The following is a 26,535-nucleotide window of genomic DNA, read 5'->3' as shown; positions in this document are numbered from 1 at the left end:
CCGTTGCCCCGGCATCCGTCCCTCTCGCCCAGCGCGCCTCAGCCGCGCAGCGCCTCGGTGAGCTTGACCCGCGAGCCCATGCGCAGCAGCGAGTTCTCGTAGATCTTCGCGCCGATCGCGATCGCGGCGATGCAGCTCACCAGCAGGATCGCCAGCGACAGGATCGGCTCCCACCACTGCGCCTCGCCGACGAACAGGCGCATCGGCATCCCGACCGGGGCCGAGAACGGCACGTACGACATGATCGTCAGCACCAGCGCGTTGTCGTTGAAGACGATGACGAGGATGTACGGCGCCATGATGAGCATCGTGATCGGGGTCGTGGTGGCACCGATGTCCTCCTGGCGCGACACCATCGAGGCGGCCGCGGCGAACAGCGAGGCCAGCAGCACGAAGCCGAAGAGGAAGAACACCGCGAACCACAGGATCGGGCCGCCGAGCAGCGTCAGCACGTCCCTCTGCCCGGTGACGATGAGTCCGACGGTGGCGATCGCGGCGAGGGCGACGATCTGCGCCATCGCGAGGATCGTGTTGCCGATGACCTTCCCGGCGAGGAGGGTGCGGGCGGGGATCGCCGACAGCAGCAGCTCGACCACGCGGGTCTGCTTCTCTTCGACGACGCTCTGCGCGATCGTGCCGCCGAAGGTCGACGCCGCCATGAGGAAGACGATGCCGAAGGCGAGCGCGATGAAGTACCGCAGCAGGGGGTTGGTGGTCGCAGGTTCGAGGATCTGCACCTCGGGCGTCTGCGAGAGGCCGCTGACGAGCGAGCTCGGGGCGTCCTTCAGCGCGATGACGGTGTACCCGGTGGGGCCGCCGCTCGAGACGACCGCCGCGTCGACCTTCTCCTCGCGCACGAGCTGCTCGGCGGCCTCGTCGTCGGCGACCTCGGTCACCTCGACGTCGGGCAGTGCCGACACCGCGGATGCCGTCTCGGAGGTCGCGGCGACCGGGGTCTTGTCGGTGCCGCTGTTGTTGCTGGCGAACCCGCCGATCAGCACGCCGGCGAGGGCGATGAGCATGAGGATGACGGTCGAGATGACGAACGCCTTGCTGCGCAGCTTCGAACCGATCTCGCGCTCGGCGACGAGCCAGATCCCGCTGGAGCTGCGGATGGGGGAGCCTCCCCCGGGAGTCGACGTGGTCACTGGATGACCTCCTTGAAGATCTGGGCGAGGGACGGATGCTTGGGGGCGAAGCTCGCGACGTCGCCGTGGGCGACGGCGGTGCGCAGCACGCGCTGCGCGGTCTCCGCTCCGTCGGTGTCGAACAGGGCGTACCCGCCCTCGAAGTCGACGACGGTGACGCCCGGTTCGGTGCGCAGCCAGCCGGCGTCGCCCGCCGAGACCAGCTCGTAGCGGCTGCCGGCGTGCTGGGCGCGGAGCCCGTCGCGAGAGCCGGCGGCGCGGATCGTGCCTCCGGCGAGGATGACGAGGTCGTCGCAGAGGCGCTCGACGACGTCGAGCTGGTGCGAGGAGAACAGGATGGATGCGCCCTGGGCGGCGGTGGCCTGCAGCGTCGAGGCGACGACGTCGACGGCGAGCGGGTCGAGACCCGAGAACGGCTCGTCGAGGATGAGCACCTTCGGGTCGTGCACGAGGGCCGCGGCGATCTGCGCGCGCTGCTGGTTTCCGAGCGACAGCGACTCGATCGTGTCGTTCAGGCGCTCGCCGAGGCCGAGGTCGGTGAGGATCGCGGTGGCGCGGGCGGCGGCATCCGTCTTGCTGAATCCGTGCAGCCGGGCGAGGTAGACGATCTGCTCGAGCACCTTCATCTTGGGGTAGAGCCCGCGCTCCTCGGGCATGTACCCGAAGTTGCGGCGGTCGTCGCCGGTGACGGCCGTGCCGTCGAGGGTGACGGTGCCGGAGTCCGACGAGAGGAGTCCGAGCACGATGCGCATGGTCGTGGTCTTGCCCGCACCGTTGCCGCCCACGAAGCCGGTGAGGCGGCCTGGGGCGACGTCGAACGAGACGTCGTCGAGCACGCGCCGCGAGCCGTAGCTCTTGGTGATGCCGTGGAGTTCGAGCTTTCCTGAGGTCATGCCTCCACGTTAGGGACGGGGCGGATGCGACGGCATCCCCCCTGTGGGGGATTGTCGGGCATCCACCGCGCGGATGATCGGGCTGCGCTACCGCCGCGCGCTGTGCAGAACCGTGCGCACGACGAGTCCGGCCACCAGCGCCCAGAACGCGGCGCTGACGCCGAGCACGGAGATGCCGGATGCCGCGACGAGGAAGGTGACCACGGCCGGCAGCCGCTCGCCCGGATCGTCGATGGCCTGCTGCACGGCCGAGCCGAAGGCCGCGAAGAGGGCGAGCCCCGCGACGGCGGGGATGACGGCGGCGGGCGCGAGCAGGACGAGGGCCGCGAACGCGGCGGACGCGGCGCCGAGCACGAGATACGAGGCCCCGGTCGAGACGCCGGCGACCCAGCGGCGCTTCGGGTCGGGGTCTGCGTCGGGAGAGGCGGCGAGGGCGGCGCTGATCGCGGCGAGGTTGATCGCGTGCCCGCCCGCGGGAGCGCCGATCGCCGTGCCGAGTCCGGTGACGAGCATCGCCGGTCGCCACGGCACCTCGTAGCCGAAGCTGCGCATGATCGCGACGCCCGGAACGTTCTGCGACGCCATCGTGACGATGAAGAGGGGCAGCGCCAGGCCCACGATCGCGCCGACGGTGAAGGTGGGGGCGGTGAGTTCGACGCGGGGGAGCAGGATGCCCGGATCGATCGCCGTGCCCTGACGCACGAGCTCGACGGCCACGACCACCGCCGCGGCGAGGAACGCGACCGGAACCGCCCAGCGCGGCGCGAGCCGGGCGACGATCAGCCAGGTCACCACGACCGGCACCACACCCCAGGGGTTCTCGACGATCCCGGTGATCGGGGCGAGGCAGAGTGGCAGCAGCACGCCCGCGAGCATCGCCTGCGCGATCGACGCCGGGATGCGGGCGATGAATCCGCCGAGGGCCGGCCACAGCGCGGTGAGCAGGATGAGCGCCGCCGTGACGAGGAACGCGCCGACGGCGGCGGGCCAGCCGCCCTCGATGGCGCCGGCGGTGGTGCCGGTCGCGGCGAGCAGGGCGGCGCCGGGCGTCGACCACGCGACGGTGATCGGCATCCGATAGCGCCAGGCGAGCACGATGCACGCGAGTCCCATGGTGAGGCTGGCGGCGAGCAGGCCGCTGGCGGCCTGGGCGGCGGATGCTCCCACCGCCGAGAGCCCGGTGAGCACGACCGCGAACGAGCTGGTGAAGCCGACGAGCGCCGTGACGATGCCCGCGAGGATCGGGCGCGAGAGCGGGGCAGGGGGCGCGGCGGATGCGGCGGACGCTTCGGCGGACATGGATCCGAGGCTATCGCCCGACGCCGACACGCGCCGTCGTCAGGAGGATGCGGTTCAGGCGAGCCCGAGGCGGTGCGCGAGCACCACGGCCTGCACGCGATCCCGGGCTCCGAGCTTCTGCAGGATGCGCGAGACGTGGGTCTTCACGGTCGCCTCGCCGATGAAGAGGGCGGCGGCGATCTCGGCGTTGCTGCGGGCATCGGCGAGGAGGGACAGCACCTCGGCCTCCCGCTCGGTGAACGGCTCGGCCAGCGCGACGGGCGCGGGGGCGGTGCGCGGGGGCGACGGCTCGGCCATCGCGACCGGCGCCGTGGCGGGCGCCGATCCGGCGAATCGGGCGAGCACGCGACGGGTCACCTCGGGCGCCAGCATCCCGTCGCCCGCGGCCAGCGCGCGCACGGCGGCGATGAGGTCTTCGGGGCCGGCGTTCTTGAGCAGGAACCCGCTCGCTCCGGCATCCAGCGCCTGGTAGAGGTAGTCGTCGCGGTCGAAGGTGGTCACGATCGCGATGGCCGCGGTGATGTCGGGGTCGGCGACGATGCGGCGGGTCGCCTCGATGCCGTCCATGTCGGGCATCTGCACGTCCATCGTGATGACGTCGGGGTGCAGCGCGGCGGCCTGGGCGACGGCATCCGCTCCGGTCGCGGCCTCGCCCACGATCTCGATGTCGGGCTGGGTGCCGAGGATCGTGCGGAATCCCGCGCGCAGCATCGCGTGGTCGTCGACGAGGAGCACGCGGATCGGGGAGGCGGTCATTCGGGGTTCCTCACGGCCTTCGCGGTCGAGCGAGATGCGGCGGCGGGTGCGACCTTCAGCGGCACCCGCGCCCGCACGCGGAGTCCGCCGAGGGGGCGCGGTGTCACCTCGATCGTGCCGCCGGAGGCGATCGCGCGCTCGCGCATGCCCAGCTGCCCGAGGCCCGGTCGCAACTGGCCGACCATGCGGCCGGTGTTGACGACCTCGACCTCGACGCCCGCGTCGTCGTAGCGCACGCGCACGTCGGCGGTGGCGCCGACGCCGGCGTGACGACGGGCGTTGGTGAGCGACTCCTGGGTGATGCGGTAGAGGTTCACCGCGACGAGGGAGGGCACGTCGACCGGTTCGCCGATCACGGTGTAGTCCGTCGGAAGTCCCGCCTCGGTCGACGCTTCGACCAGTTCGCGGATGTCGTCGAGCCCGACCGTCGAGGCGGGGTCGGAGCTCTCGCCGCCCGGGGCGCGCAGGGTCTCGAGCAGCTGGCGCAGCTCGCCGATCGCATCGCGCGCCGAGCCCTCGACGCCGGCGAGCAGATCCTTCGCCTTCTCGGCATCCTGGTCGATCACGAGCCGAGCAGCCCCCGCCTGCACGCCCATGACCGACACGTGGTGCGCGACGACGTCGTGCAGTTCGCGGGCGATGCGCACGCGGTCGAGCGCGACGGCCTGCGCCGCCGTCACCTCGCGCTCGCGCTCGAGTTCGGCGGTGCGCTGCTCGAGCACCGAACGCTCGGATGCCGAGATCCACGAGCGCTCGCCGAAGTAATAGGCCCCGCCGAAGTAGAGGAGGTTGAGCAGGATCTGCAGCATCATGAAGGCGACGTAGGGCGACATCGCGCCCGCGATGACCTCGGCTTCGTCGGCCTGGCTGATCGCGTCGCGGTACATCGTGATCAGCAGCCACGCGAACATGCCGACGATGATGCCGATGCGCACGAGCATCGCCGCACGGCGGTTGTTCATCCAGGCGCCCGCCGTGTAGATGCCGATGAACATCGCGATGTTGCCGACGTAGATCTCCGGCACCCGGATGGTGACGGCCGCGAAGTACGCGGCGGAGACGACGATCGCGACCGCGGCCGGGTAGCGCCGCCGGAACGCCAGCGGAGCGGTGATGATCACGGCGTAGACGAGGGCGGTCCACAGCTCGGCCTGCTCGTCGCCGTAGATCTGCGAGATCGACGAGAGCGCGGCGCTGAGGATCGCGCCCACGAACAGCACGGCGGCGAGCAGCAGATCGCTGCGCCGCTCGCGCGCGGTGGGTGTGCGCTGGAACTCGGCGGGCATCCCTCCACCGTAGGGCGCGGCGCGGGGCGGCGGCATCCCCCGTGCGGCGGATGCCGGGGGGGGGGGGGGGGGGGGGGGGGGGGGGGGGCGTCTCGGGATGGCGTCCTCCTTTGGCAGGGTCAGGGACCCAGCGGCGGTTGCCGAGCCACGCAAACTGGGTTGCTGAGCCTGTCGAAGCACCCCGCGCGAGAAACTTCTCAGGTCGACGCCCTCCTCATTCCGTACCCTGGTCGGTTCGATGGATACGACTGGAGCTCTCTAGCTCAGCCAGTTTGCGACGGTTCTCCAAGCTGGTATGTGCTTCAAACCTCGCGCCGCTGATATTTCGGGCATGCTGAGACTTGTGCAACCGATGCCCTGGGCGCTGTCGATTCTCCTCACGGTGGGCCTTACCGGCTGCGCTTCAGAAGCGAACCCGGTTACTGAAGTCACGGATGCCGACGTGGTGGGAAGCTGGCGAGCCGGAGATGCCCCTGCTGATTTCGAGCTGGTCGTTCTTGCCGATGGCACGTACCACGCGGAGCAATGGCCTCTCAACCTCGCATGCGGCGTCCCGCAAGCGAAGTCAGCCGCCGATGTGTCGTGGGACGACACCGTTTCGCTGGAAGGGCGATGGGTGCTTCACGAGGGTAGTGGAGCGTCGATGACGATTTTCTTCCCGTCGGAAGTGTGTTCCGGATATAGCCCCTCAGCGTCCCTGTTTATCGAAGGCGACGGTCGGCTCACACTTAACTTCTACCTCGAAGTCCCAGACTTCGTCGACTCGACGACGACTGTCGTGTTCTATCGAGATTCCAGGTGAAAGGGCGCCCGCTTGAAGGAGCTTGACAGATGATGCTCGATGCTGTCGTTGGCACGATATTGGTGTTGTTTGGCGTTGCTTTGATTGCGTATCGCAAGCGCGCGTATCGCGCGATCCACTCGCTTCTCGAGAAGTTCTTTGGCGGCGCAGTTGCGGACATGTCTGTATATCCCCGTACTGCTCCGAGGTGGAGCATCTTTGTCGGGGTCGTCGCGATAGGTTTGGGCGCGTTCAATCTGATCGACATCATCGTCTGACGTTCCCTCTGACGATTGGCAAGGCGGCGACGGTGGCGATGCGGCGGTGATAATGCCTCAGAAGCAAGTGAGCGGAGGCGGAGGATGACTCTTCGACAGATGGCCGGATGGTGGCTCCTCGGCATCGCTGGATTCGCGGTGCCGGTAGGTATCGAGATGCTCCTCCGGGGAGCGCCGCGCTGGAATGAGATCCCGCCCGGCAACCTTTCGACTCTGCCCAACGCCCTGGGTTTCGCCATCCTGGGCTGCACATTCTGCTTCGGTCTCGCGCTGCTGACGCGCGGACACGCCACCCTGTCTTCGCTCTGGGCGACCCGCCTGTGGCTCACCTGCGGCGCATTCGGAAGCGTCTGCGGCATCGCCCTGTGGCTCAGTGGTGTCTATAGCGAGCTCGACTTCCCGGGTCCGCAGGAGGGGAGCGCGGTGACTCTGATCCTCGGGTTCGGCGGCCCACTCCTCGCGCTCGGCTCGTTCATCTTTCTTTTCATCAGCATGCTGGGGAAGTCGAACGTCAATCACCTGTCTAGAGGCAGGTTCGAATGAGCATTCGAAGGAGAACACGAGTAGCGGCTGCAATCGGAATCGGTGTCGCGGCCACTCTTGCTCTATCTGGATGCACCGAGCAGAGTCCGTTCGAGGGTAAGTTCGTCTTCCCGATCGTGTGGTCGGCTTCGAACGCTCCCGACATGACCCCATTTCAGTCGGCTCGGCTGACGGTGCACGAGGACGGCACGGCGATGTTGGAAGACTTTCCCTCGGGCGCCTGGGATGGAGAGTCAGAACCTGGCTGTATCGACTTCGAAGGGGAATCGCTCACTGGGTGGGCCGACTGGGAGTTCCTCAGCGAAGGGGAACTACAGATCTCTTCCGCCGAGGGGGCCTTCAGTATCTATGCGGACTCGGGCCTGTTCGGCAGCATCGGTTGGGGTGACTTCTTCCTCTACGGTTGCGACGGGATGCAGTTCGGCTTCAGTGTGCGTACGCAGGTCATCCTTCCGGGCGAACGCGATGGCGACGAGTCTGGCTGACTAACCCGCCGCCAGCACCCGCTCCACCACACGCGCGACCCCGTCATCATCGTTCGAGGCACCGATCTCGTCGGCGGCATCCTGCACGACGGCATCCGCACCGGCCATCGCGACGCCGTGGCCGGCCCAGCGCAGCATCTCGACGTCGTTGAGCGCATCGCCGAAGGCCATCACGTCGGCGCGGTCGATGTCGAGGTGCGAGCAGAGTCGGGCGAGACCCGTGGCCTTGGTGACGCCCTCGGCCATCACCTCGACGAACGGTGCGCCCGACAGCGTCGCCTCGAATCCGGTGAGGCCCAGCGAGGTCAGCGCGTCGAACAGGGCCGACGGCGCGAGCTCCGGATGTCGGATGACGAATTTGAGACTCGGGGCATTGAGCACCTGATCGAGCGGCACCCCGCCCATGGTCTTCGGGTCGCGCTTGTGGTCGGAGAGGTCGGCGATCGCCGCGTACCCCTCCTGGGCGACGAAGGTCTCGCCGCCCTCGCGCACGCTCGCGAACAGCAGTCCCGGCACGCTCGCGCGCAGCGCCTCGGCCAGCGTGCGGATGGTCTCGGCCGGCAGCTCTTCGGTGAACAGCATCCGGCCGTCGGTCAGGTGCGTGGCGTAGGCGCCGTTGCTGCAGAGCGCCCAGTCGCGGAAGTCGGCGTCGCCGGCGATCGCGCGCAGGCCGATCGGCTGGCGGGCCGTGACCGGAACGACGTGGATGCCGCGGGCTCGCGCCGCGTCGAGAGCCGCCCGCGTGCGGGGCGTGACCGACGAGGTCGAGTCGAGCAGGGTGCCGTCGAGATCGGTGGCGATCAGCCGGAGCGTCATGGGTGGAGCGTCATGGGGGGAGAGTCACGAGAAGATCATCGGCAGATCGTCGTCGTCGTCCGCGCCGCCGAGGTCGATGTCGGCCACGACCGGCACGTGGTCGCTGGGCTGCTCGCCCTTGCGCTCGTCGCGGTGGATCGAGGCGCCCGTGACCGCGTCGGCGAGCGTGCGGGATCCGAGGATGAAGTCGATGCGGATGCCCTCGTTGCGCGGGAACTTGAGGCGCTGGTAGTCCCAGTACGTGTAGCCCTCGGGGAGGATCGGGCGCACGACGTCGGTGAGCCCGGCATCCGCCATCGCGAAGAACGCGGCGCGCTCGGCGGGGGAGACGTGGGTGGAGACGCCCTCGACGATGTCGGGGTCTCCGTTGTCGGTGTCGAACGGGATGATGTTGAAGTCGCCGACCAGCGCGAGCGGCAGGGCGGGGTTCGCCGCGAGCTCGGCCGCGGTCGAGTTCTTCAGCGCCTCGAGCCAGTGCAGCTTGTAGGCGTAGTGCGGGTCGTCGAGCGAGCGGCCGTTGGGCACGTAGAGGCTCCACACCCGTACGCCGTCGACCATCACGCCCAGCGCGCGCGCCTCGAGCGGGGCATCCGGGCCCTCGTGACCCTTCGCGAACCCGGGCATGCCGTCGAACCCGGTGCGCACGTCGCTCATCGGCAGGCGGCTCGCGATCGCGACGCCGTTCCACTGGTTGAGGCCGTGCACCTCGACCTGGTAGCCGGCCTCTTCGAACGGCCCGTAGGGGAACTGCTCGGGTTTGCACTTGATCTCCTGCATCGCGAGCACGTCGATGTCTTCGCGAACGGCGAATTCGACGGTGCGGGCGACACGGGTACGGATGGAGTTGACGTTCCAGGTGGCCAAGCGCATGCGTCCAGCCTAGTTGCGGCCTCGGACACGCGATCTGCGGCCCGCGACACGCAGATGACGCCCCGACGACATCTGACAGCGCAGTCATAGCGCGACTCTCCTACACTGGATGCCGTGACCGCACTCGACGCAGACCGCCAGAACCTCCTCGCCCTCATCACGGACGAGGCGGTGTTCCACGGCGACTTCACCCTCTCCAGTGGCAAGAAGGCGACGTACTACGTCGACATGCGCAAGCTCACGCTCGATCATCGCGCCGCCCCCGCCATCGGCCGCATCATGCTCGACCTGATCGCCGACCTCGACGTGGTCGCCGTCGGCGGGCTCACGCTCGGCGCCGACCCGATCGCGAACTCGGTGCTGCACGCCTCCGTCGCGGCCGAGCGTCCTGTCGACGCGTTCGTCGTGCGCAAGGAGCCCAAGGACCACGGCCGCGGTCGTCAGATCGAGGGAGCGGATGTCGCGGGCAAGCGGGTCGTCGTGCTCGAAGACACCTCGACCACTGGCCAGTCGGCACTCAAGGCGGTCGAAGCGCTCCGCAAGGAGGGTGCCGAGGTCGTCGCCGTTGCCGTGATCGTCGACCGCAAGACCGGAGCCCAGGCCGCCATCGAGGCCGAGGGTCTCGAATGGCGCGCCGCCTTCGACCTCGACGACCTCGGGCTCGACCCCCAGTGACCCGCTACGCCCTCGCCGTCGACGTCGGCGGCACGAAGATGGAGGCCGCCCTCGTCTCCGAGGACGGCACGCTCGTCGACGGCTCCCGCAGCCGCCAGGCGACCGGACGCGAGGCGACGCCGGAATCGTTCGACGCCGCAGTGGCCGCGATCGTGCAGCACGCCCTCGCCGCTCTCCCCGCCGATGCCGAGCTCGTCGGCGCGGGTGCGGGAAGCGCCGGCCCCGTCGACCGCCCGAGCGGCACGATCGTGCCCGTGAACATGCCCTCGGCGCGCGGCTACGGTCTCGCCGCCGCGGTTCGGCGCGAAGCATCCGCCGTGCTCGGTCGCGATGTGCCGACCGTGCTCGGTCACGACGGCGGCGCGCTCGCGCTCGCCGAATCGTGGCGCGGTGCGACGCAGGATGCCCGGGCCTCGCTCTCGATCGTCGTCTCGACCGGTGTCGGCGGAGGCTTCGTGGTGAATGGCGCGTACATCCCGGGAGCCTCGGGCAACGCAGGGCACCTCGGGCAGATCCGCCGCGAGGGCGGGCTGACGCTCGAGGAGATCGCGTCGGGCCCCGCGAGCGTCGCCTGGGCGCAGCAGCAGGGATGGGTCGGTTCGACGGGCGAGGATCTGGCGCGCGACTCGGCCGCCGGAGACGCGATCGCGCGCGCCGCGATCGAGCGCTCGGCGAAGGCCGTCGGTGAGGCACTGGCGGATGCCGCGACGCTCGTCGACCTCGACACGGTCGCGATCGGCGGCGGCTTCTCGCGCGTCTCCGACGATTACATCGAGCTGGTGCAGGAGGCGCTCACCGCGAGCGCCGTGCACGAGTACTCCCGTCGCGCGCGCGTCGTGCGCTCGGGACTGGGCGACGAAGGCCCGCTGATCGGCGCCGCGGCGCTCGTGCTGCGGTAGCTTCCGGGCCGGTCAGCGATCGGGGCGTTCGCACGCGCGCCCACCCGAGACACCACATTCCTCGCGAGACACCACGTGCGTCGTGATGTCTCACGACGACTGTGGTGTCTCGACGCGCGAGCGGCATCCGTACGCACTCCTAACAAATTCCGCGTACCCTCGTAGCAAGACGACGAAAGGGGCACGCATGCGCGTACTCGGACTGCTCTCGGGTACCTCCCACGACGGGATTGACGTGGTGGTGGTCGACTTCGCCGAGCACGACGGCGCCCTGCGTGGCACCGTGCTCCACGAGGACAGCGTGCCGTACGCTCCCGACCTCCGCGCCCGCCTCGTCGCCGCCCTCCCTCCGGCCCAGACGACGCTCGCCGAGGTGTGCGAGCTCGACACCCTCATCGGCCAGGCCTTCGCCGACGTCGCCGCCTCGGCTGCGGCATCCGTCGGGGGAGTGGATGCCGTCTGCACCCATGGCCAGACCGTCTACCACTGGGTCGAGGGCGATCACGCCCGTGGCACCCTGCAGATCGGCCAGCCGGCCTGGATCGCCGAGGCCGTCGGTGCGCCGGTCGTGTCGGACGTGCGCATCCGCGACATCACCGCGGGCGGGCACGGCGCTCCGCTCGTATCGTTCCTCGACGAGCTGCTGCTGCGCGGCCGGGGTGAGGTCGCCGCGGCCCTCAACCTCGGCGGCATCGCCAACATGACCGTGGTCGCCGACGGACGCGTCTCGGCCTACGACATCGGCCCCGCCAACGCGCTCGTCGACGCCGTCGTGGTCGATCGCGGGCTCAACGACAAGGGCTACGACGAGGATGCCGCGATCGCCCGCGCCGGCACGATCGACGAGGCGCTGCTCGCCGACCTCCTCGCCGAGCCGTATTACGCGCTGTCGGCGCCGAAGAGCACCGGCAAAGAGCACTTCCACCTCGACTACGTGCGGGCGCACGTCGCCGAGCGCGAGATCAGCGATGCCGACCTCGTGCGCACGCTCACCGAACTCACCGTGCGCACCGTCGCGCAGGACGTCGCGGCCGCCGGCATCCGCTTCCTCGCCGTGTCGGGCGGCGGATGCCACAACCCGGTGATCCTCGACGGCCTGCGTTCCGCCCTGCCCGGCGTCGACGTGGTGCTCGCCGACGAGCTGGGAGCCTCGGTCGACAGCAAGGAGGCCATCCTCTTCGCGCTGATCGGCTGGTGCACGATGCACGGCGTCGCCGCGATCGTGCCGGGTGGCACGGGGGCCCGGGCGCCGCGCATCCTCGGCACGATCACGCCGGGCGAGGGGCCGCTGCGGATGCCGGAGCCGGTCGACGCGGTGACGAGCCTGACGCTGACGACGGCGGGCTAGTCAGCGGCGGGCAAGTCGCCGGCGGGCTCTAGCGCCGCTGGTCTTCGTCCCAGGGACCTTCCCACCAGTTGCCGCCGCGCCCGTCGGAGTCGCCCCCGCGTCGCCGTGATCGCACGAACTGCACGATGACCAGGGTGAGCGAGCTGAGCCCGATCACGATCAGCACCAGGAAGAGCATGTCGCTCTGGTTCACGGTCGCTTCCCCTCCGCGGCATCCGCCACGATCTTGGCGATGCGCGCATCGCGCGTCTCGGCGCGCTTGGCCATCGCGATGTGCGTGAGTCCGAACTTCTTCACCGACTTGGGGAACGCATCCCAGTTCGCGCGCGCGGCCGGCACGGCATCGAGCGCGGTGGTCAGCTCGGGCGGCTCGATCCCGGCCTCGGGGCCGTCGAGCATCGTCCACGATCCGTTCGCCTTGGCGGCGTCGAGCACGCGGATGCCGGCGGGCGCGAGCAGACCTGCCGCTTCGAGTTCCGCGATCCGGGCTTTGTTGGTCGCCGCCCAGCCGCTGCCCGGGCGGCGCGGGGAGAACCACTGCGCGTTGACGCCGTCGAAGGTGCGCACCGGTCCGTCGATCCAGCCGAAGCAGAGCGCGTGCCGCACGGCGTCTTCGTAGCCGAGGCCGTCGCCGGAGCCGCCGCGCACGCTCAGCAGCCACACGCCGGCGGTTCGTTCGTGGTTCTCGTCGAGCCACGAGCGCCAGGCCGCAACATCCGCCGCGGTGAGGCGCTCGCCGTCGTCGAGAACGCCCATGTCAGTCCTCGTCGAGCGTCGGGATCGACGAGGTGACCGTGGGCAGCAGGTCGGCGACCGAGTCGACGATCTCGTCGGGACGGAACGGGTACTTCTCGATCTCGGCCTGGTCGCTGATGCCGGTGAGCACGAGCACGGTGTGCAGGCCCGCCTCGATGCCGGCGACGATGTCGGTGTCCATGCGGTCGCCGATCATGCCGGTCTTCTTCGAGTGCGCGCCGATCTTGTTGAGCGCCGAGCGGAACATCATCGGGTTCGGCTTGCCGACCACGTAGGGCTCCTTGCCGGTGGCCTTCGTGATCAGCGCCGCGATCGCCCCGGTCGCCGGAAGCACGCCGTCGGCGCTGGGGCCGGTCGCGTCGGGGTTGGTGACGATGAAGCGCGAGCCGTTGATGATGTGGCGGATCGCCTTGGTGATCGCCTCGAACGAGTAATTGCGGGTCTCGCCGACGACGACGAAGTCGGGGTTCGTCTCGGTCATGATGAACCCGGCCTCGTGCAGGGCGGTGAGGATGCCGGCCTCGCCGATCACGAACGCCGAACCGCCGGGCAGCTGCTGGGCGAGGAAGTCGGCCGTCGCGAGCGCCGAGGTCCAGATGCGCTCCTCGGGAACCACCAGGCCGCTCGCGCGCAGACGGGCAGAGAGGTCGCGCGCGGTGAAGATCGAGTTGTTGGTGAGCACGAGGTAGGGGATCTCGTTCTGCTCCCACCCGGCGAGCATCTCGGACGCGCCGGGGATGGCCGTGTTCTCGTGCACGAGAACGCCGTCCATGTCGGTCAGCCAGCATTCGATGTCGTCGCGGTGTTGTCCCATGTGCTCAGCCTAGAGCCAGCGGGTTGCGCGCACCTGGGCGAGTCGTGATGGGCGTCAGGGGGTCGGTGCGGGTGAAGGTTGGCGGACGAACTGTGGGTCGCCGGGGGTGATGCCGAAGAACCGGGGGTCGGTGGGGGATTCGGTATCGATCGGAAGATATCCCTGGCCGAGGTTTTCATCGCCGAAGAGCATGTCCCCCAGCTCGAACGAATCGCCCGGGCGGCAGCGGGTGTCGGCGCTGATTCCGATGTTGCCGTTCTTGCGGAACTCGACGAGTAGCAGCGCGAAGTCGCGCTCGTCGCGGACAACAACTTGGATCAGTTGGCCGTCGTGGTCGTCTGCCCCCAACGTTCCACGGGCGGGGGAGAAGCCTTTTTTGGCGAGAAGCTGTTCCGCGAGGTCGGCGTAATCCTGCCGTTTGTCTCCGTCCAAGACCACGTTGCGGTGCAGGCTGAAGTAATAGCCGTTTCCGTTGTCGCAACGCAGCGGCTGCATGCCGTACGAGCCCAGTTGGCCGATCTCCCACGGGCCGTCGTGAAGAGCGAGCTTAAGCTCGTTCACCAAGCCTCGATAGTCGTAGTAAGTCTGCTCGGCCTCCGCGTACAACGCGTCTCCAGTCGCTCCGGGGTCGGAAGACTGGCACGAAGTCATGAGGAGGATGCCGGTGAGGACCTGGACTCCTGCCATTGTCAGGGCCCCGCCGCGAGTCCGTCGAGCGGAGCTCACGGCGCTGGTGTGGGAGAGGACTCACGGACGAATTGCGGGTCGCCGGGGGTGATGCCGAAGAACAGGGGGTCGGTCGGGGACTCGGTGTCGATCGGGAGGTAACCCTCGCCGAGTCGTTCGCCGTGGAAGATCAGGCGGCTGAGTTCGTTACGGTCGCCCGGCCAGCATGTGGTTTCCGCCGCGATCCGAAGTTGGCCGTCTCTGCGAATTTCGACGAGGAGAAGCGAGAAGTCTCCTTGGTCGCGGACGGTGATTTGGATCAGTTGGCCCTCTTGGTCATCTCTGCCGAGGACGCTGCGTCGCGGGGACATATCGTGGCCGGTGAAAAAAGTCTCGACCGTGTCCGCATATTCCTCGCGTTGGGTGCCGTCGAGGGCGATGCTGCGGTTGAGGTCGAACCGATACTGATTGGCGTCGCATTCGACCGGCTGCATGCCGTAGACACCGATCTGTCCGATCGTCCACGCATCGGTCGAAAGCGTCGACTGGAGGTCGTTGACGAATCCGCGGTATCGAAGATAGTTCGCCTCGGCCTCATCGAACAGCGGCTGGCCGCTCGGGGCGGGTTCGGTCGCCGTGCATCCGGTCATGGTGATCACTCCGATTACTGCGAGCGTCAGACTCGCTATCCGCTTGATTGCCGTACTTCGCATGCTCGGGTCACCCATCGACTGTCTCCAACGGCTCACCATAGTTGATGATGTTGGCGATGTTCGCGAACGATTCGCTGCCCTCTTGCAGGTACCCGCCGTCGTTTACGACGGAGCCGATCGGGAGGTTGGCCTCTGAGTGCGTTCCATGTCCGGGGGTGTTGTCGAGGTAGGTGCCGTCGGGAAGATATCCCCCGTCGCTGGAGAAGGCGACGGAACCGTCGAGGCTATCGGGGTCGATTCCGTGATCGGGGGACATGCGACCAAGCAACGAGACCCAGTCGTTGCTCGCGCGTGTCGTAAAGATCTCCGTTCCGGAGTAGTCCACGCCTTGGCCTTCGTCGTCGCCGAGCGGCCGGTCGGTGAGACCTGCTGAGCCCAGGGAGATGATGTTGTCCACTCCGAGGTTACCTTCCGCGCTCCCGACGGCGAGGAAAGCGGTGGTCGTCCCATACGAATGAGCGACCACCGTTGTTGTCGCTCCGCCGGGCGCGGCAAAGTCCAGTCCGCGAAGCGCGTTGGTGAGCTGTTCGGCGCCGATTCTCGCCTGTTCGGAGCTCGCGACTGTGGCGAAGTTCGGGGTGTCGTACCCGAACCAGGCGATCGTCGCTGATGTGCCATTCGTGACGACGTTGAGATCGCGTGCGCTCTGCGACCAGTCGGCGATCTGATTCGCCTCGCTCATCATCCCGCCGATCAGTATGTTCAGATTGTCGATGCCGCTGAGCGGGTCCGTCAGATTCGCAGGATCGAAGACATAGCCGTCCACGTAGAGGACGGCCGCAGCCGGCTGGTTCTTGTCCCAGAGGTTGAGTGATACTGGCAGACCGTCATTCTCCAAGTACTCGGCCATCAGTCGATTAATGGTCGTGTCAAGAGGCTCGCCCCAGGACGTCTTACTCGCCTCTTCGAGCACGGCGACGTTGGCGGCGATCCGATACTCGTACGGGATCCCTTCCAGGTTCCCGATGAACTCCGGGTAGGACGCTGCGATCCGAGCACGCTCCGCCTCGGTCATCGCGTCCCAGATGGCCGCGACCTCTTCCGGGCTGTCGGCATCCGCCAATGCCGCCAGCGGAGGGGCGTCCGCGGTGCTGACGTACCCGCTGTCGACGCGGGCGAGCGAGGCGACGGCGCGCGCGTACGCGTCGTCCCAGGCCTCGAACTCCTTCTCCCATGCCGTCCAGGCATCCGCGAGGTCCTCGGCAGCGCGATCGCGCGTGCCCTGGGCCGTCGTGACGGCTTCGCGAAAGCGGTCGTCACGCGAGAGCAGAGTGGAAGATGAGGTCTCGGTCTCTTCGCCCGCGCTCCACGCTCGGTAGTCGTCGCTGCGAGTCCATGCGCCCAGCTCGTCCTCCGCCGTACCGACTTCGGCGACCGCCGTAGAGAGCGCGGTTTGCGCGGCCGTGACGTCGGCCATCAGCTGATTCGCCTTCCCGCCGTGAGCTTCGACGGCAGTACCGTATCGGAGCACGATGCCGGATAGCCTCTCGATTCGATCACTCGGTTTCTCCAGAGCTGCCGCCACGTCGCCGGCGCTGCTCCGTACGCGGTCAATGGCAGCGCCCGACCCTTCGAGGTGGCCGGTGAGGTTGTTCAGCACGAGCTGCATCTGCTCGACCGCCTCCTTCGCCTTGGTCAGGCGCTCGTGGAGCGTGTTCATCTGTCCGACGTCGTAGGCGATCACCTCGAACGGGTAGCCGCGGGGCGAGCTGGTCACAGCGGAAGGTCCTCCCAGCCGGCTCCGAGTCGGATGTCGAGTTCCTCGGTCTGCGTCTCGATATCGCGAATGCGCCCCATCACCACTTGCACGTCGTGCTCGCCGAGTTCGACGTGTGCTCGAGTCTCGCCGAGTGCGCCTTCGAGCATCTCGCGAAGTGAGGTGCGTCCGACCGGAGCTTGCACGCCGGTGTCGGTGTCGTGCGCGGAGTCCGTCGAGTCCGTCAGATCTCGCGATGCGGCCTCTAGCGCCATGCGCTGCGTGTACAGCGCTGAGTAGGTGACGCTGACGTCTTCGGCCACGGAATCCCCCAGATCCTCGAACCGATTCACGGTATCGAGTTCGGAGACCTCTTCCGCTCGGCAAGCGAAAGTATGTGGAAACTACGTACGCGCCCTAGGCCGCGAGCCAGACCACCTCGGCCGCACCGTCGGGCAGCTCCACTTCGGCGCCGTCGATCTCGACACCGGACGCCGTCACCCGCACGGTCGACGACACGTCGAGGCCGAGTGATTCGAGGGCGCGCAGCAGCTCCGGGTCGCGGTCGTCGACGCGCAGCACCGTGCCGGTGTGACCGGTCGGGGCATCCGCCAGCAGCACGAACGGCACGCGCTCGACGTGGCCGTCGGCATCCGGGATCGCATCGCCGTGCGGGTCGAATCGCGGGCGCCCGAGGCGGGCGTCGATGCCCTCGAGCAGGCGGTCGCTGATGGTGTGCTCCAGCACCTCGGCCTCGTCGTGCACCTCGTGCCAGCCGTAGCCGAACTCCTGCACGAGCCACGTCTCGATCAGCCGGTGGCGGCGCACCATCGCGAGTGCGCGGCGGGTTCCGGCATCCGTCAGGCGCACCGCGCCGTAGGGCACGTGCGAGACGAGGCCGGCCGCCGCCAGCTTCTTCACCATCTCGGTGACCGACGAGGGGGCGATGCCGAGTTTGCCGGCGAGCACCGACGGGGTGATCGGGGCGTCCTGCCACTCGGTGTGCGCGTACACCGTCTTCAGGTAGTCGTCTGCTGCCGGGGATGCCACCGCACCAGTTTAGGTGAGGCCACCCCTGCGACCCGGGCCGGGGTCAGTTCGCGACGGCGACCAGGATGCCGAACGCGGCCTGACCGGCGAAGAAGATCACGAGGAATCCGAGGATCGCTCCGGCCAGCGACAGCCGCCCGTCATAATCGGGCACCTCGGCGATGCCGATCTTGCGGGCGCGGAACGCCAGCACCAGCGTCGCGATGCCGAGCGCGAGCTGCACCCACGGGCTGGCCAGGCCGATGACGGTCGGGAAGGCGACCAGTACGCCCCCGAGCAGTCCGGTCGCGAGTCCGATCCAACTGAGGAGACGGACGTTGCGGCGGGCGGTGTCGGCAGACATGACATCGAGCCTATCCGCGCCCCGGGCGCCTGCGGTTCAGGCCCCCGTGAGCACCAGCCAGAGCAGGGCGGCGTTCAGCGCGATCAGCAGCACCGAGGCGACGACCCCGGCGACGGTCGTCCAGGCGCGGTTCGCCCATACTCCCAGCGTGCGCTTCTGCGCCGTGAGCGCCACCAGGGGGATGAGCGCGAACGGGATGCCGAATGACAGCACCACCTGGCTGAGCACCAGCGCGAGCGTCGGGTCGACGTTGAGTCCCAGGATCACGAGAGCGGGGATCAGCGTGATCAGTCGGCGCGCGAGCAGCGGGATGCGCACGTGCAGCAGGCCGTGCATGATCTCCGCTCCGGCGTAGGCGCCGACGGATGTCGAGGCGAGACCGGAGGCGAGTAGGCCGACGGCGAAGAACGTGGCGACGACCGGACCGAGACCCGCGGCCAGGGCGGCATGCGCACCTTCGAGAGAGTCGGTGCCCGGCACGCCCGCGAGGTTCGCCGCGGCCAGCAGCAGGATGCCGAGGTTCACCGAGCCCGCGATGATCATCGCGATCGTGACGTCCCAGCGGGTGGCGGTGAGCAGGCGGCGGATGCGCGAGGGCTCGGTGCGCGCGGCCTCGGTCGCGGCATCCGCGGGTGCCAGGCGGGGATTGGCGCCGAACCGGTCGCGACTCAGGGCGGAGTGAGCGTAGATGGCGTGCGGCATGATCGTGGCGCCCAGGATGGATGCCGCGAGCAGCACCGATCCTGTTCCCTCGAAGCGGGGGACGAGGCCACCGACGACACCCGCCGGGTCCGGCGGCGCGACGAAGACACCGGCGACGAAACCGATCGTGATGATCGCCATGAGCGCGATGATCACGAACTCGAAGGGGCGTGCGCCCCGGCGGTTCTGCACCGTGAGCAGGATCATCGAGACCGCGCCCGTGATGAACCCGCCGAGCAGCAGCGGCACGTTGAAGAGCAGGTTGAGGGCGACCGCGCCGCCGATGATCTCGGCCAGGTCGGTCGCCATCGCGACGAGCTCGGCCTGCAACCAGTAGGAGCGCCGGGCCCACCGGTTGCGCAGGCGGGAGCCGAGCACCTCGGGCAGGCTCTGGCCCGTCACGACGCCGAGCTTGGCCGACAGGTACTGGATCAGCCAGGCCATCACGTTGCCCGCGACCACGACCCACACGAGCAGGTAGCCGTATTGGGCGCCCGCGGTCATGTTGCTGGCGACGTTGCCCGGGTCGAGATACGCGACACCGGCGACGAGCGCAGGGCCGAGCAACCAGAGGCTGCGCGGTGGCGCGGTGCGGGTGGCCGGGGCGTCGATCAGCGAGGAATTTTTAGGCACACCGAAACCTTAGCGGATATTTAGGCGTACCGAAATCAGTTTCGGGTCGGACGACGGATAGCCTGGCGGGATGGAAGAGCAGACGCCGGAGCGCACCACCCACGGCGTCGGACCCTGGCCCGGAGGGGCTTCTGAGTGGCCGACCGGCGAGGAGTACGACCCCGAACTCCTCGAGCACGGCGACACCCGCAACGTCATCGACCGCTACCGCTACTGGCGGATGGAAGCGATCGTCGCCGAACTCGACACGCATCGGCATCCGTTCCACGTCGCCATCGAGAACTGGCAGCACGACATGAACATCGGGTCGATCGTGCGCAGCGCCAATGCGTTCCTCGCCGACACCGTGCACATCATCGGACGCCGCCGGTGGAACAAGCGCGGCGCCATGGTCACCGACCGCTATCAGCACGTCGTGCACCACGAAGACATCGAGACGTTCGCGGCGTGGGCGGCAGCCGAGGGGATGCCGATCGTCGCCGTCGACAACGTCGAGGGTTCGGTGCCGGTCGACAAGGCCGAACTGCCCGAACGCTGCGTGCTGCTCTTCGGTCAGGAAGGTCCGGGATTGTCGGCGGAGGCGCTCGCCGCGGCATCCGCCCACATCGAGATCACCCAGTACGGGTCGACGCGTTCGATCAACGCGAGCGCCGCGGCGGCCGTGATCATGTACGAGTGGTGCCGCCGGTACGCGGACTGATCACCCCAGTCGAGCGCTGACCCGGATCTCGTCGCCGACCGTCACGCGCAGGTCGTGCAGGCGAAGCCGCACGCCGTCGGCGGTGAGGCCCTCGTTCAGGTCGTGTCGTCGCCCGATCTCGGCGCGGATCCTCTTGCGCGCTGCGCGCAGCGCGAGAGCGACGAACGGGTTCCTGCTCCCCACCCGCAGATCGCGCACGGTGACCACGCCATCGGGCTCGATGCCGATGCGCGCACGGCCCCGCGCAGATGCCGCGATCAGGCGCCAGCGCACGCCGGCGGCGGCATCGATGCGGATCCCGTCGGTGCCGTCCTGCGCCACGGTGACCGCGAGGTGGCGAAGGCGCGCGCCGCCGGCCTTCAGCGCCGGGCGGAGGATCGCCGTGAGGAGCGGCGTGAGGTCGTCGGCGGCCATCGAGGCGAGGAACGAACCGCGCATGCCCTCGCCGTCGTCCGCGACGACGATGGCGTAGCGGCTCTCCGGTCGGCCCGGGACGACGGGCGACGCGGAGACCTGCCATTCGATCGGCGCATCGTCGAGCTGCACATCGATCGTGAGCGGAATGCCCTCGATCTCGACGGGGCGCGCGAGCATCCGCACGGTGCGGGCCGTACCGCGGCGTCGCTCGACGATCTCGGGGGTCGCGGGCGGAGCGGATGCCGCGGGCCGAGTGGATGCCCCGGGCGCGGAGTCGTGCTTCGGTACCCGCAACCGGAGCACGGCCCCGGTGCCGTCGACGACGAGCCGTTCGAGGTCGTCCCCGTCGACGGTGCTCGAGATGCGCACGTCGTCGATCCCCCGGATCTCGAACTCGGAGGGATCGGGGCGCAGGGAATCCCGTATCCACCGCTCCACTGTCGTGGAGTCGCCCGGCCAGTCGCGCGTCGTCATGTCGGAATCAGTCGCGATCGATGCCGAGGACGTGCCGGTACAGGGCGCTGACGTCGCGGTCGAGTGCGTCGATGCGGCTGTGGACGCTCCGGATCTCGGTCTTCACCACGTGGATGAACAGCGTCGACACGATCGTGATCATGCCGAACATGGCCGCGGCGAAGACGCCGATCAGCACCCAGACCTGCGGTTCGTTCATGCTCAGCATTCCTCCATTGTCGATCGCGGAGCTTCGGACTGCCAGGCCGGGTCGGGGTGAGATTTCGCGCGGAACGCGAGCTGTGGAAAGCGCATCGAAAGGCACGGATGTGCAGGACTAGACGCCGGCCGTCATCCATCGTCCGGAGCGCACGCGCCAGCCGAGCGTGGCGAGTCGTGCGAGCAGATAGACGCCGAAGAAGGCGACGGACAGCCAGATGAGTCCTGCGGATCCATCGACGCCGAGTGCCGAGATGATCCACAGCGCCGGCAGGAACGGCACCAGGGTGAGCCCTCCCGCGAGCGCCAGGTACCGGGCGTCGTTCGCGCCCATGAGCACCCCGTCGAGCACGAACACGACGCCGGCGATCGGCTGCGCGACCGCGAGCACGAGCAGCGCGGGCTGCACGAGGGCGGCGATCTCGGCATCGCCCGTGAAGACGATCCCCAGCACGCCCGAGAGCGCGGCGATCGCACCGCCCACGATCACCCCGAACCAGGCGCCCCACGCGACCGTTCTCCCGAGCACGCGTTGCACCTGCCGCTCGTCACCGGCACCGAGCTCCTTGCCGATCAGAGCCTGTGCGGCGATGGCGAGCGCGTCGAGTGCGAAGGCGGCGGCCGAGAAGATCGTGAAGACGATCTGCCAACCGGCCAGCTCGTCGGTGCCGACCGCGGTCGCGACGGCGACCGTGGCGAGCAGTGCGACACGCAGGCTCACGGTGCGCAGGAACAGCCATCCGCCCGACTTCGCGGTGCTCGTGAGACCGTCGCGCTGCGCCCGCAGCGAGGCGTCGTGCTTCGTGGCGAGGCGCCGCACGACCAGTACGTAAGCGCCGACCATGCCCCACTGGGCCGTGACCGTGCCCGCGGCGGACCCGGCGATGCCCCACCCGAGCCCGTAGATGAAGAGCACGTTGAGCAGCGCGTTCGCGCCGAAGCCGAGACCCGCGATCCAGAGCGGCGTCATCGTGTTCTGGAGGCCGCGCAACAGGCCCGTGGCCGCGAACACGATGAGCATGGCCGGCAGGCCCCACATCGAGATCACGAGGTAGTCGTTGGCCTGCGCGGAGACCGCCTCGCTCGCGCCGAAGAGCGACACCAGCCAGGGGGAGGACACGGCGCCGACCACCGCGAGCACCGCACCGAGTCCGAGCGCGAGCCACATGCCGTTGATGCCGACGCTGACGGCCTCTCCCGGCTGGCCGGCCCCGAAACGGCGGGCGACGGCGGGCGTCGTGGAGTAGGCGAGGAACACCATCAGGCCGACGATCGTCTGCAGCACGGCGCCGGCGATGCCGAGGCCGGCGAGGGGCGTCGTGCCGAGGTGGCCGATGAGAGCGGCGTCGACGATGAGGAACGCCGGCTCGGCGATCAGCGCACCGAGCGCGGGGACGGCGAGGCGCAGGATCTCTCGGTTGAGGGAGCGGCGCGCGGTCATCCTCCGAGCCTATTGGCCGCTGCCGACACGGTGACGCCGGGTCGGGGGCGATCCGCGCGCGTCGCGGAGGAGAACTCACGGAACGGAGGATCGTTATCGCCGAAGGATCCTGAGCTGCGGGAGATCTCCTCCCGAACGTGCGGTCGCGACGATCCCGCGACCCGGGCGGATGCCGGTCGTAGGCTGGGAGAGATCGGATGCAGCAGATCGGAGCGTCATGACGGATCCCCGCGAGGAGGCCGCACGCTATCGGGCGCGGCAGCAGGCGCGTCGCCACGGTCACGAGATCGACGACGAGGAGGGCGCGGCGCCGGGCATCGCCGCGGCCGTCGATCGCGCCGCCTTCATCGAGACGGCGATCCAGGTCGCCATCCGACGCGGCGACTTCGACGATCTGCCGGGCGCCGGCAAGCCGCTCGAAGGGCTCGGCGACCATCACGATCCCGATTGGTGGATCCGCCGGAAGATCGAGACCGAGAACCTCACCGGTCTCGGACCGCCCGCGCTGCTGCTGCGCACGGAGGATCGGGGATTGGATGCCGAGCTCGATCTGCTCGGGCGCGAAGCCGACGTGCGCTCCGTGCTCGAGGACTTCAACCGTCGCGTGCGCGACGCGCGTCGGCAGCTCCAGGGCGGACCGCCCGTCGTCACCGAGCCACGCGACGTGGAGGTCGAGGTCGAGGCGTGGGCGCGACGCCGTGCCGAGCGGGCGGCGGCTGCCGGGGCGAACGCCTCCGAGACCCCGAGGCGACGGCGATTCGGACTGCGCAGACGCTGACGCGGTGTGACGGAATCGCACCTGCCCTGGACACGATGTCGGGGGTGCGTCCTAGGGTGGAGCGTATGACTGATGCGCTTCCTTCGGGCCTTGCCCTCGACGAGTTCAGCTCCGACATCCGCCCGCAGGACGACCTCTATCGCCACGTCAACGGCGCGTGGCTCGACCGCACCGAGATCCCCGGCGACAAGGCTCGCTGGGGATCGTTCCACCTGCTCGCCGAGCAGGCGGAGAAAGACGTCCGAGCCATCATCGAGGAGTCGCAGGATGCCGAGCCCGGCACCCTCGCGCGCAAGATCGGCGACCTCTTCGCGAGCTTCATGGACACCGAGCGCATCGCCGCCGCCGGCACGGCGCCCCTCGCCGAGACCCTGGCCGAGATCGACGCGATCGACGATGTCGCCTCCTTCCTGCGCACCGTCGGCGCCTACGACCGCGACGGCCGCGCCGCCGTGATCGGGCTCTACGTCGACGGCGATCCCGGCAACCCCGAGCGCTACGTGCCGGTGCTGGTGCAGGCCGGGCTGTCGCTCCCCGACGAGAGCTACTTCCGTCTCGACACCTTCGCCGAGACGCGTGCGGCGTATCGCGCGCACCTCGAGCGCCTGCTGGCGCTGGCGGGAATCACGGATGCCGCGGCGAACGCCGATCGTGCGATCGCGCTCGAGACCGAGCTCGCCGGCCACCACTGGGACAACGTGCGCAGCCGCGACGCGGTCGCCACCTACAACCTCAAGACCTGGAATGAGCTGCAGGAGCTCGCCGGGGTCGATCTGACGCCGTGGCGCGAGGCGGTCACTCCGTCGAACCCGAGTGCCTTCGATGAGGTCGTCGTGTCGCAGCCGAGCTTCTTCGAGGGCCTCGGCACGCTGCTCACCGCCGAGCGCCTCGACGACTGGAAGGCGTGGTTGCGCGCCAAGGTCGTGCACGCCGCAGCGGCGTACCTCACCGACGACCTGGTCGAGGAGAACTTCTCCTTCTACGGCACCCAGCTCACCGGCGTGCCCACCCTCCGCGAGCGGTGGAAGCGCGGCGTCTCGCTCACGGAAGGGGCCCTCGGCGAGGCGATCGGCAAGGTCTACGTCGAGCGGCATTACCCGGCGACGGCCAAGGCCGCGATGGACGAGCTGGTCGCGAACCTCATCGAGGCCTACCGGCAGAGCATCACCGAGCTCGAGTGGATGACGGCCGAGACGCGCGAGCGTGCGCTCGCGAAGCTCGACTCCTTCACCCCGAAGATCGGGCACCCCGAGGTGTGGCGCGACTACTCGACCCTCGAGATCGACCGCGACGACCTCTTCGGCAACGTGCGCCGGGCCTCGACCTTCGAGCACGACCGCAACATCGACAAGGTCGGCAAGCCCATCGACCGCACCGAGTGGCACATGCCGCCGCAGATGGTCAACGCCTACTACAACCCGTCGATGAACGAGATCGTGTTCCCGGCCGCGATCCTGCAGTACCCCTTCTTCGACGCGTCCCGCGACGCGGCCGCCAACTACGGCGGGATCGGCGCCGTGATCGGTCACGAGATCGGGCACGGCTTCGACGACCAGGGCAGCCGTTACGACGGCGACGGTCGCCTCGAGGACTGGTGGACGGATGCCGACCGCTCGGCGTTCGAGGAGCGCACCAAGGCCCTCATCGCGCAGTACGACGCGCTGGTGCCCGAGGGGCTCGATGCCGAGCACCACGTCAACGGCGCGCTCACCATCGGTGAGAACATCGGCGACCTCGGCGGTCTCGGCATCGCGCTGAAGGCCTACGAGCTCTCGCTGAACGGGGCCGAGGCACCCGTGATCGACGGGCTCACGGGTGTGCAGCGCCTGCTGCTCTCGTGGGCGCAGGTGTGGCAGCAGAAGAGCCGCGATGCCGAGACGCTGCGTCTGCTCACGATCGACCCGCACTCGCCCAACGAGTTCCGTTGCAACCAGATCGTGCGCAACATCGACGCGTTCTACGAGGCGTTCGACGTGACCTCCGGCGACGCTCTGTGGCTCGCAGAAGACGCACGCGTGACGATCTGGTGACCAATCACCGGAGTCTGTGAGGCCGTCCCACGCGGCGGGGTTACGATAGCCCTGCCGCGGGGGACGAGCCCCTCGGCATCCCGCCATCCATCCCCCGGTAAGGATCACGCGTGGGCTCCCCCCAACCCTCGATTCCCGAGCCTGTCGACGGCTCGAACGCGGTGCTGCGTCGCTCGCAGCGCCCCAGCAGGCGCAGTCCCCGGCGTGCAGCCGTCGGCCGACGCTCGTTCACCGCGACGCTCGGCGCCCTCGAGAATCTGGTCGATTCCGGAGCCCAGGTCTCGGTGCACGTCGTCGATCTCGACAGCCACGTGCATGTGCTCGCGGGCGACGACCACGTCACCATGCCGGTGGCCGGACTCGGTGTCGTGCCGCTCCTGATCGAGGTCGCGGCGGGGTTCGAGAGCGGCGCTCTCGACCCGCTCGAGATCATCGACCGATCGAGCGTCGACGAGGTCTCGACCTCGGGGCTGTGGCGGCACCTGCATGCTCCGGCGCTGCCGCTCGAAGACCTCGCCGTACTCGCCGCCACCGCCGGAGACCCGATCGCCGTCAACGCCCTGCTCCGCAAGGTCGGCCACGACCGGGTGCGCGGACGCATCGAAGCGCTCGGGCTGCGACGCACGGCCGTGCTCGACCGGTTCCGCGACAAGCGCGGGCCCGATGACGCCCCCCAGGTGGCCGTCGGCTCCACCCGCGAGCTCGCGGGTCTCTTCTCGGCCCTCGTCAACTCCGCCGTCGTCGACGCAGCGGTCAGCGCCCGCGTGTCGGAGTGGCTCAGCCTCAACCAGGATCTGAGCCTGGTCGCGGCATCCACCGGTCTCGATCCGTTCGCGCACGACCACGACGCGCACGGCCTCCTCTTCGTCAACAAGACGGGGCGCGACCGCGGCGTGCGCGCCGAGGCGGGCGTGCTCGCCGGCCCGCGCGCGGGGGTGGCCTACTCGCTCATCGTCTGCTTCGACGACCTCTCGATCACCCACCGGCTGCGCGCCCACGACGCGTTCCGCGTGCTCGGAGTCGAACTCATGGAGTACACGCACTGAC

31 protein-coding genes are annotated in these 26,535 nt (G+C 69.0%); 11 read left to right on the top strand and 20 right to left on the bottom strand.

Annotation, left to right across the window (positions count from 1 at the left end):
* Positions 1–38: 38 nt before the first annotated feature.
* From KV396_RS04880 to KV396_RS04860, 5 genes are all read right to left on the bottom strand, one after another.
* On the bottom strand, positions 39–1,148 hold the full coding sequence (locus tag KV396_RS04880; protein ID WP_247957033.1) for an ABC transporter permease: 1,110 nt from the start codon (positions 1,146–1,148) through the stop codon (positions 39–41).
* Entirely contained in the window at positions 1,145–2,041 is an 897-nt protein-coding gene (locus KV396_RS04875; RefSeq protein WP_247957032.1) for an ABC transporter ATP-binding protein, read from the bottom strand. The genes KV396_RS04880 and KV396_RS04875 overlap by 4 nt, the downstream gene beginning before the upstream one ends.
* A gap of 87 nt (positions 2,042–2,128) precedes the next feature.
* Positions 2,129–3,340 carry a benzoate/H(+) symporter BenE family transporter gene (locus KV396_RS04870; RefSeq protein ID WP_247957031.1) on the bottom strand — a complete coding sequence of 404 codons (1,212 nt, stop codon included), beginning with the start codon at positions 3,338–3,340 and terminating at the stop codon, positions 2,129–2,131.
* Between the two features lie 54 nt (positions 3,341–3,394).
* The gene (locus KV396_RS04865) at positions 3,395–4,096 is read right to left on the bottom strand and encodes a response regulator (RefSeq protein ID WP_247957030.1); all 702 of its coding nucleotides are present in this window, start codon (positions 4,094–4,096) and stop codon (positions 3,395–3,397) included.
* On the bottom strand, positions 4,093–5,382 hold the full coding sequence (locus KV396_RS04860) for a sensor histidine kinase (protein ID WP_247957029.1): 1,290 nt from the start codon (positions 5,380–5,382) through the stop codon (positions 4,093–4,095). Before KV396_RS04860 ends, KV396_RS04865 begins: the two co-directional genes overlap by 4 nt.
* Before the next feature lie 331 nt (positions 5,383–5,713).
* Between KV396_RS04860 and KV396_RS04855 the strand changes: the two genes are divergently transcribed.
* The 4 genes from KV396_RS04855 to KV396_RS04840 all read left to right on the top strand — a co-directional run bounded on the left by KV396_RS04855 (position 5,714) and on the right by KV396_RS04840 (position 7,469).
* Entirely contained in the window at positions 5,714–6,184 is a 471-nt protein-coding gene (locus KV396_RS04855) for a hypothetical protein (protein ID WP_247957028.1), read from the top strand.
* Between the two features lie 29 nt (positions 6,185–6,213).
* Entirely contained in the window at positions 6,214–6,441 is a 228-nt protein-coding gene (locus KV396_RS04850; protein ID WP_247957027.1) for a hypothetical protein, read from the top strand.
* 99 nt (positions 6,442–6,540) lie between these two features.
* Complete coding sequence (locus KV396_RS04845; protein ID WP_247624372.1) at positions 6,541–6,984, top strand: hypothetical protein; 444 nt, start codon at positions 6,541–6,543, stop codon at positions 6,982–6,984.
* Between the two features lie 143 nt (positions 6,985–7,127).
* The gene (locus KV396_RS04840) at positions 7,128–7,469 is read left to right on the top strand and encodes a hypothetical protein (protein WP_247957026.1); all 342 of its coding nucleotides are present in this window, start codon (positions 7,128–7,130) and stop codon (positions 7,467–7,469) included.
* Here KV396_RS04840 and KV396_RS04835 read toward each other — a convergent pair whose 3' ends face one another.
* On the bottom strand, positions 7,470–8,285 hold the full coding sequence (locus KV396_RS04835) for a Cof-type HAD-IIB family hydrolase (protein WP_247957025.1): 816 nt from the start codon (positions 8,283–8,285) through the stop codon (positions 7,470–7,472).
* 24 nt (positions 8,286–8,309) lie between these two features.
* Positions 8,310–9,155, bottom strand: a complete 846-nt coding sequence (locus tag KV396_RS04830) for an exodeoxyribonuclease III (protein WP_247633704.1) — start codon at positions 9,153–9,155, stop codon at positions 8,310–8,312.
* A gap of 114 nt (positions 9,156–9,269) precedes the next feature.
* Here KV396_RS04830 and pyrE point away from each other — a divergent pair, with 114 nt between their 5' ends.
* From pyrE to KV396_RS04815, 3 genes are all read left to right on the top strand, one after another.
* Positions 9,270–9,830, top strand: coding sequence for an orotate phosphoribosyltransferase (gene pyrE, locus KV396_RS04825; RefSeq protein WP_247624376.1), 561 nt, complete (start codon positions 9,270–9,272; stop codon positions 9,828–9,830).
* Positions 9,827–10,729 carry an ROK family protein gene (locus tag KV396_RS04820; RefSeq protein WP_247957024.1) on the top strand — a complete coding sequence of 301 codons (903 nt, stop codon included), beginning with the start codon at positions 9,827–9,829 and terminating at the stop codon, positions 10,727–10,729. The genes pyrE and KV396_RS04820 overlap by 4 nt, the downstream gene beginning before the upstream one ends.
* Positions 10,730–10,916: 187 nt before the next feature.
* Complete coding sequence (locus KV396_RS04815; RefSeq protein WP_247957023.1) at positions 10,917–12,077, top strand: anhydro-N-acetylmuramic acid kinase; 1,161 nt, start codon at positions 10,917–10,919, stop codon at positions 12,075–12,077.
* Between the two features lie 28 nt (positions 12,078–12,105).
* Here KV396_RS04815 and KV396_RS04810 read toward each other — a convergent pair whose 3' ends face one another.
* The 10 genes from KV396_RS04810 to KV396_RS04765 all read right to left on the bottom strand — a co-directional run bounded on the left by KV396_RS04810 (position 12,106) and on the right by KV396_RS04765 (position 19,450).
* A complete protein-coding gene (locus tag KV396_RS04810) occupies positions 12,106–12,270 on the bottom strand; it encodes a hypothetical protein (RefSeq protein WP_247633707.1) in 165 nt (54 codons plus the stop codon).
* Entirely contained in the window at positions 12,267–12,833 is a 567-nt protein-coding gene (locus tag KV396_RS04805; protein WP_247957022.1) for a YdeI/OmpD-associated family protein, read from the bottom strand. Before KV396_RS04805 ends, KV396_RS04810 begins: the two co-directional genes overlap by 4 nt.
* 1 nt (position 12,834) lies before the next feature.
* Positions 12,835–13,647 carry an HAD-IIA family hydrolase gene (locus tag KV396_RS04800; protein WP_247624381.1) on the bottom strand — a complete coding sequence of 271 codons (813 nt, stop codon included), beginning with the start codon at positions 13,645–13,647 and terminating at the stop codon, positions 12,835–12,837.
* Between the two features lie 54 nt (positions 13,648–13,701).
* Positions 13,702–14,208 (bottom strand): hypothetical protein, encoded by a 507-nt coding sequence (locus tag KV396_RS04795; protein WP_247957021.1) that lies wholly within the window; start codon positions 14,206–14,208, stop codon positions 13,702–13,704.
* 161 nt (positions 14,209–14,369) lie between these two features.
* Positions 14,370–14,972, bottom strand: coding sequence for a hypothetical protein (locus KV396_RS04790; protein ID WP_247957020.1), 603 nt, complete (start codon positions 14,970–14,972; stop codon positions 14,370–14,372).
* A 61-nt stretch (positions 14,973–15,033) separates the two neighbouring features.
* Positions 15,034–16,743, bottom strand: coding sequence for an alpha/beta hydrolase (locus tag KV396_RS04785; protein ID WP_247957019.1), 1,710 nt, complete (start codon positions 16,741–16,743; stop codon positions 15,034–15,036).
* Positions 16,740–17,045: a hypothetical protein gene (locus KV396_RS04780; RefSeq protein ID WP_247633712.1), complete on the bottom strand. Its 306-nt coding sequence runs from the start codon at positions 17,043–17,045 to the stop codon at positions 16,740–16,742. Before KV396_RS04780 ends, KV396_RS04785 begins: the two co-directional genes overlap by 4 nt.
* Positions 17,046–17,139: 94 nt before the next feature.
* Positions 17,140–17,772: a metal-dependent transcriptional regulator gene (locus KV396_RS04775; protein ID WP_247624385.1), complete on the bottom strand. Its 633-nt coding sequence runs from the start codon at positions 17,770–17,772 to the stop codon at positions 17,140–17,142.
* A 43-nt stretch (positions 17,773–17,815) separates the two neighbouring features.
* Positions 17,816–18,115, bottom strand: a complete 300-nt coding sequence (locus KV396_RS04770; RefSeq protein ID WP_247624386.1) for a hypothetical protein — start codon at positions 18,113–18,115, stop codon at positions 17,816–17,818.
* Positions 18,116–18,151: 36 nt separating this feature from the next.
* Positions 18,152–19,450, bottom strand: coding sequence for an Nramp family divalent metal transporter (locus KV396_RS04765; RefSeq protein ID WP_247624387.1), 1,299 nt, complete (start codon positions 19,448–19,450; stop codon positions 18,152–18,154).
* 70 nt (positions 19,451–19,520) lie between these two features.
* On the opposite strand from KV396_RS04765, the gene KV396_RS04760 reads away from it, so the two are divergent.
* Positions 19,521–20,150: a TrmH family RNA methyltransferase gene (locus tag KV396_RS04760; RefSeq protein WP_247957018.1), complete on the top strand. Its 630-nt coding sequence runs from the start codon at positions 19,521–19,523 to the stop codon at positions 20,148–20,150.
* Here KV396_RS04760 and KV396_RS04755 read toward each other — a convergent pair whose 3' ends face one another.
* From KV396_RS04755 to KV396_RS04745, 3 genes are all read right to left on the bottom strand, one after another.
* A complete protein-coding gene (locus tag KV396_RS04755; RefSeq protein ID WP_247957017.1) occupies positions 20,151–21,041 on the bottom strand; it encodes a hypothetical protein in 891 nt (296 codons plus the stop codon).
* A gap of 7 nt (positions 21,042–21,048) precedes the next feature.
* Positions 21,049–21,240, bottom strand: coding sequence for a hypothetical protein (locus KV396_RS04750; RefSeq protein WP_247957016.1), 192 nt, complete (start codon positions 21,238–21,240; stop codon positions 21,049–21,051).
* 117 nt (positions 21,241–21,357) lie between these two features.
* On the bottom strand, positions 21,358–22,680 hold the full coding sequence (locus KV396_RS04745) for an MATE family efflux transporter (RefSeq protein ID WP_247633716.1): 1,323 nt from the start codon (positions 22,678–22,680) through the stop codon (positions 21,358–21,360).
* Between the two features lie 217 nt (positions 22,681–22,897).
* On the opposite strand from KV396_RS04745, the gene KV396_RS04740 reads away from it, so the two are divergent.
* From KV396_RS04740 to KV396_RS04730, 3 genes are all read left to right on the top strand, one after another.
* Positions 22,898–23,458 (top strand): DnaJ family domain-containing protein, encoded by a 561-nt coding sequence (locus tag KV396_RS04740; protein WP_247957015.1) that lies wholly within the window; start codon positions 22,898–22,900, stop codon positions 23,456–23,458.
* 65 nt (positions 23,459–23,523) lie between these two features.
* Positions 23,524–25,488, top strand: a complete 1,965-nt coding sequence (locus KV396_RS04735; protein WP_247624392.1) for a M13 family metallopeptidase — start codon at positions 23,524–23,526, stop codon at positions 25,486–25,488.
* 110 nt (positions 25,489–25,598) lie between these two features.
* Positions 25,599–26,534 (top strand): serine hydrolase, encoded by a 936-nt coding sequence (locus tag KV396_RS04730; protein ID WP_247633718.1) that lies wholly within the window; start codon positions 25,599–25,601, stop codon positions 26,532–26,534.
* Position 26,535 lies beyond the last annotated feature (1 nt).

Source organism: Microbacterium galbinum (assembly GCF_023101185.1).
GTDB classification, from domain to species: Bacteria; Actinomycetota; Actinomycetes; order Actinomycetales; family Microbacteriaceae; genus Microbacterium; species Microbacterium galbinum.
This window is presented reverse-complemented; position numbering and strand designations above follow the sequence as displayed.

Coding starts and splice junctions, on each gene's coding strand:
- KV396_RS04875 (WP_247957032.1), bottom strand. CDS start 2,041: ATGACCTCAGGAAAGCTCGAACTCCACGGCATCACCAAGAGCTACGGC.
- KV396_RS04870 (WP_247957031.1), bottom strand. CDS start 3,340: ATGTCCGCCGAAGCGTCCGCCGCATCCGCCGCGCCCCCTGCCCCGCTC.
- KV396_RS04865 (WP_247957030.1), bottom strand. CDS start 4,096: ATGACCGCCTCCCCGATCCGCGTGCTCCTCGTCGACGACCACGCGATG.
- KV396_RS04860 (WP_247957029.1), bottom strand. CDS start 5,382: ATGCCCGCCGAGTTCCAGCGCACACCCACCGCGCGCGAGCGGCGCAGC.
- KV396_RS04855 (WP_247957028.1), top strand. CDS start 5,714: ATGCTGAGACTTGTGCAACCGATGCCCTGGGCGCTGTCGATTCTCCTC.
- KV396_RS04850 (WP_247957027.1), top strand. CDS start 6,214: ATGATGCTCGATGCTGTCGTTGGCACGATATTGGTGTTGTTTGGCGTT.
- KV396_RS04845 (WP_247624372.1), top strand. CDS start 6,541: ATGGCCGGATGGTGGCTCCTCGGCATCGCTGGATTCGCGGTGCCGGTA.
- KV396_RS04840 (WP_247957026.1), top strand. CDS start 7,128: ATGACCCCATTTCAGTCGGCTCGGCTGACGGTGCACGAGGACGGCACG.
- KV396_RS04835 (WP_247957025.1), bottom strand. CDS start 8,285: ATGACGCTCCGGCTGATCGCCACCGATCTCGACGGCACCCTGCTCGAC.
- KV396_RS04830 (WP_247633704.1), bottom strand. CDS start 9,155: ATGCGCTTGGCCACCTGGAACGTCAACTCCATCCGTACCCGTGTCGCC.
- KV396_RS04815 (WP_247957023.1), top strand. CDS start 10,917: ATGCGCGTACTCGGACTGCTCTCGGGTACCTCCCACGACGGGATTGAC.
- KV396_RS04805 (WP_247957022.1), bottom strand. CDS start 12,833: ATGGGCGTTCTCGACGACGGCGAGCGCCTCACCGCGGCGGATGTTGCG.
- KV396_RS04800 (WP_247624381.1), bottom strand. CDS start 13,647: ATGGGACAACACCGCGACGACATCGAATGCTGGCTGACCGACATGGAC.
- KV396_RS04770 (WP_247624386.1), bottom strand. CDS start 18,115: ATGTCTGCCGACACCGCCCGCCGCAACGTCCGTCTCCTCAGTTGGATC.
- KV396_RS04760 (WP_247957018.1), top strand. CDS start 19,521: ATGGAAGAGCAGACGCCGGAGCGCACCACCCACGGCGTCGGACCCTGG.
- KV396_RS04755 (WP_247957017.1), bottom strand. CDS start 21,041: ATGACGACGCGCGACTGGCCGGGCGACTCCACGACAGTGGAGCGGTGG.
- KV396_RS04750 (WP_247957016.1), bottom strand. CDS start 21,240: ATGAACGAACCGCAGGTCTGGGTGCTGATCGGCGTCTTCGCCGCGGCC.
- KV396_RS04745 (WP_247633716.1), bottom strand. CDS start 22,680: ATGACCGCGCGCCGCTCCCTCAACCGAGAGATCCTGCGCCTCGCCGTC.
- KV396_RS04740 (WP_247957015.1), top strand. CDS start 22,898: ATGACGGATCCCCGCGAGGAGGCCGCACGCTATCGGGCGCGGCAGCAG.
- KV396_RS04735 (WP_247624392.1), top strand. CDS start 23,524: ATGACTGATGCGCTTCCTTCGGGCCTTGCCCTCGACGAGTTCAGCTCC.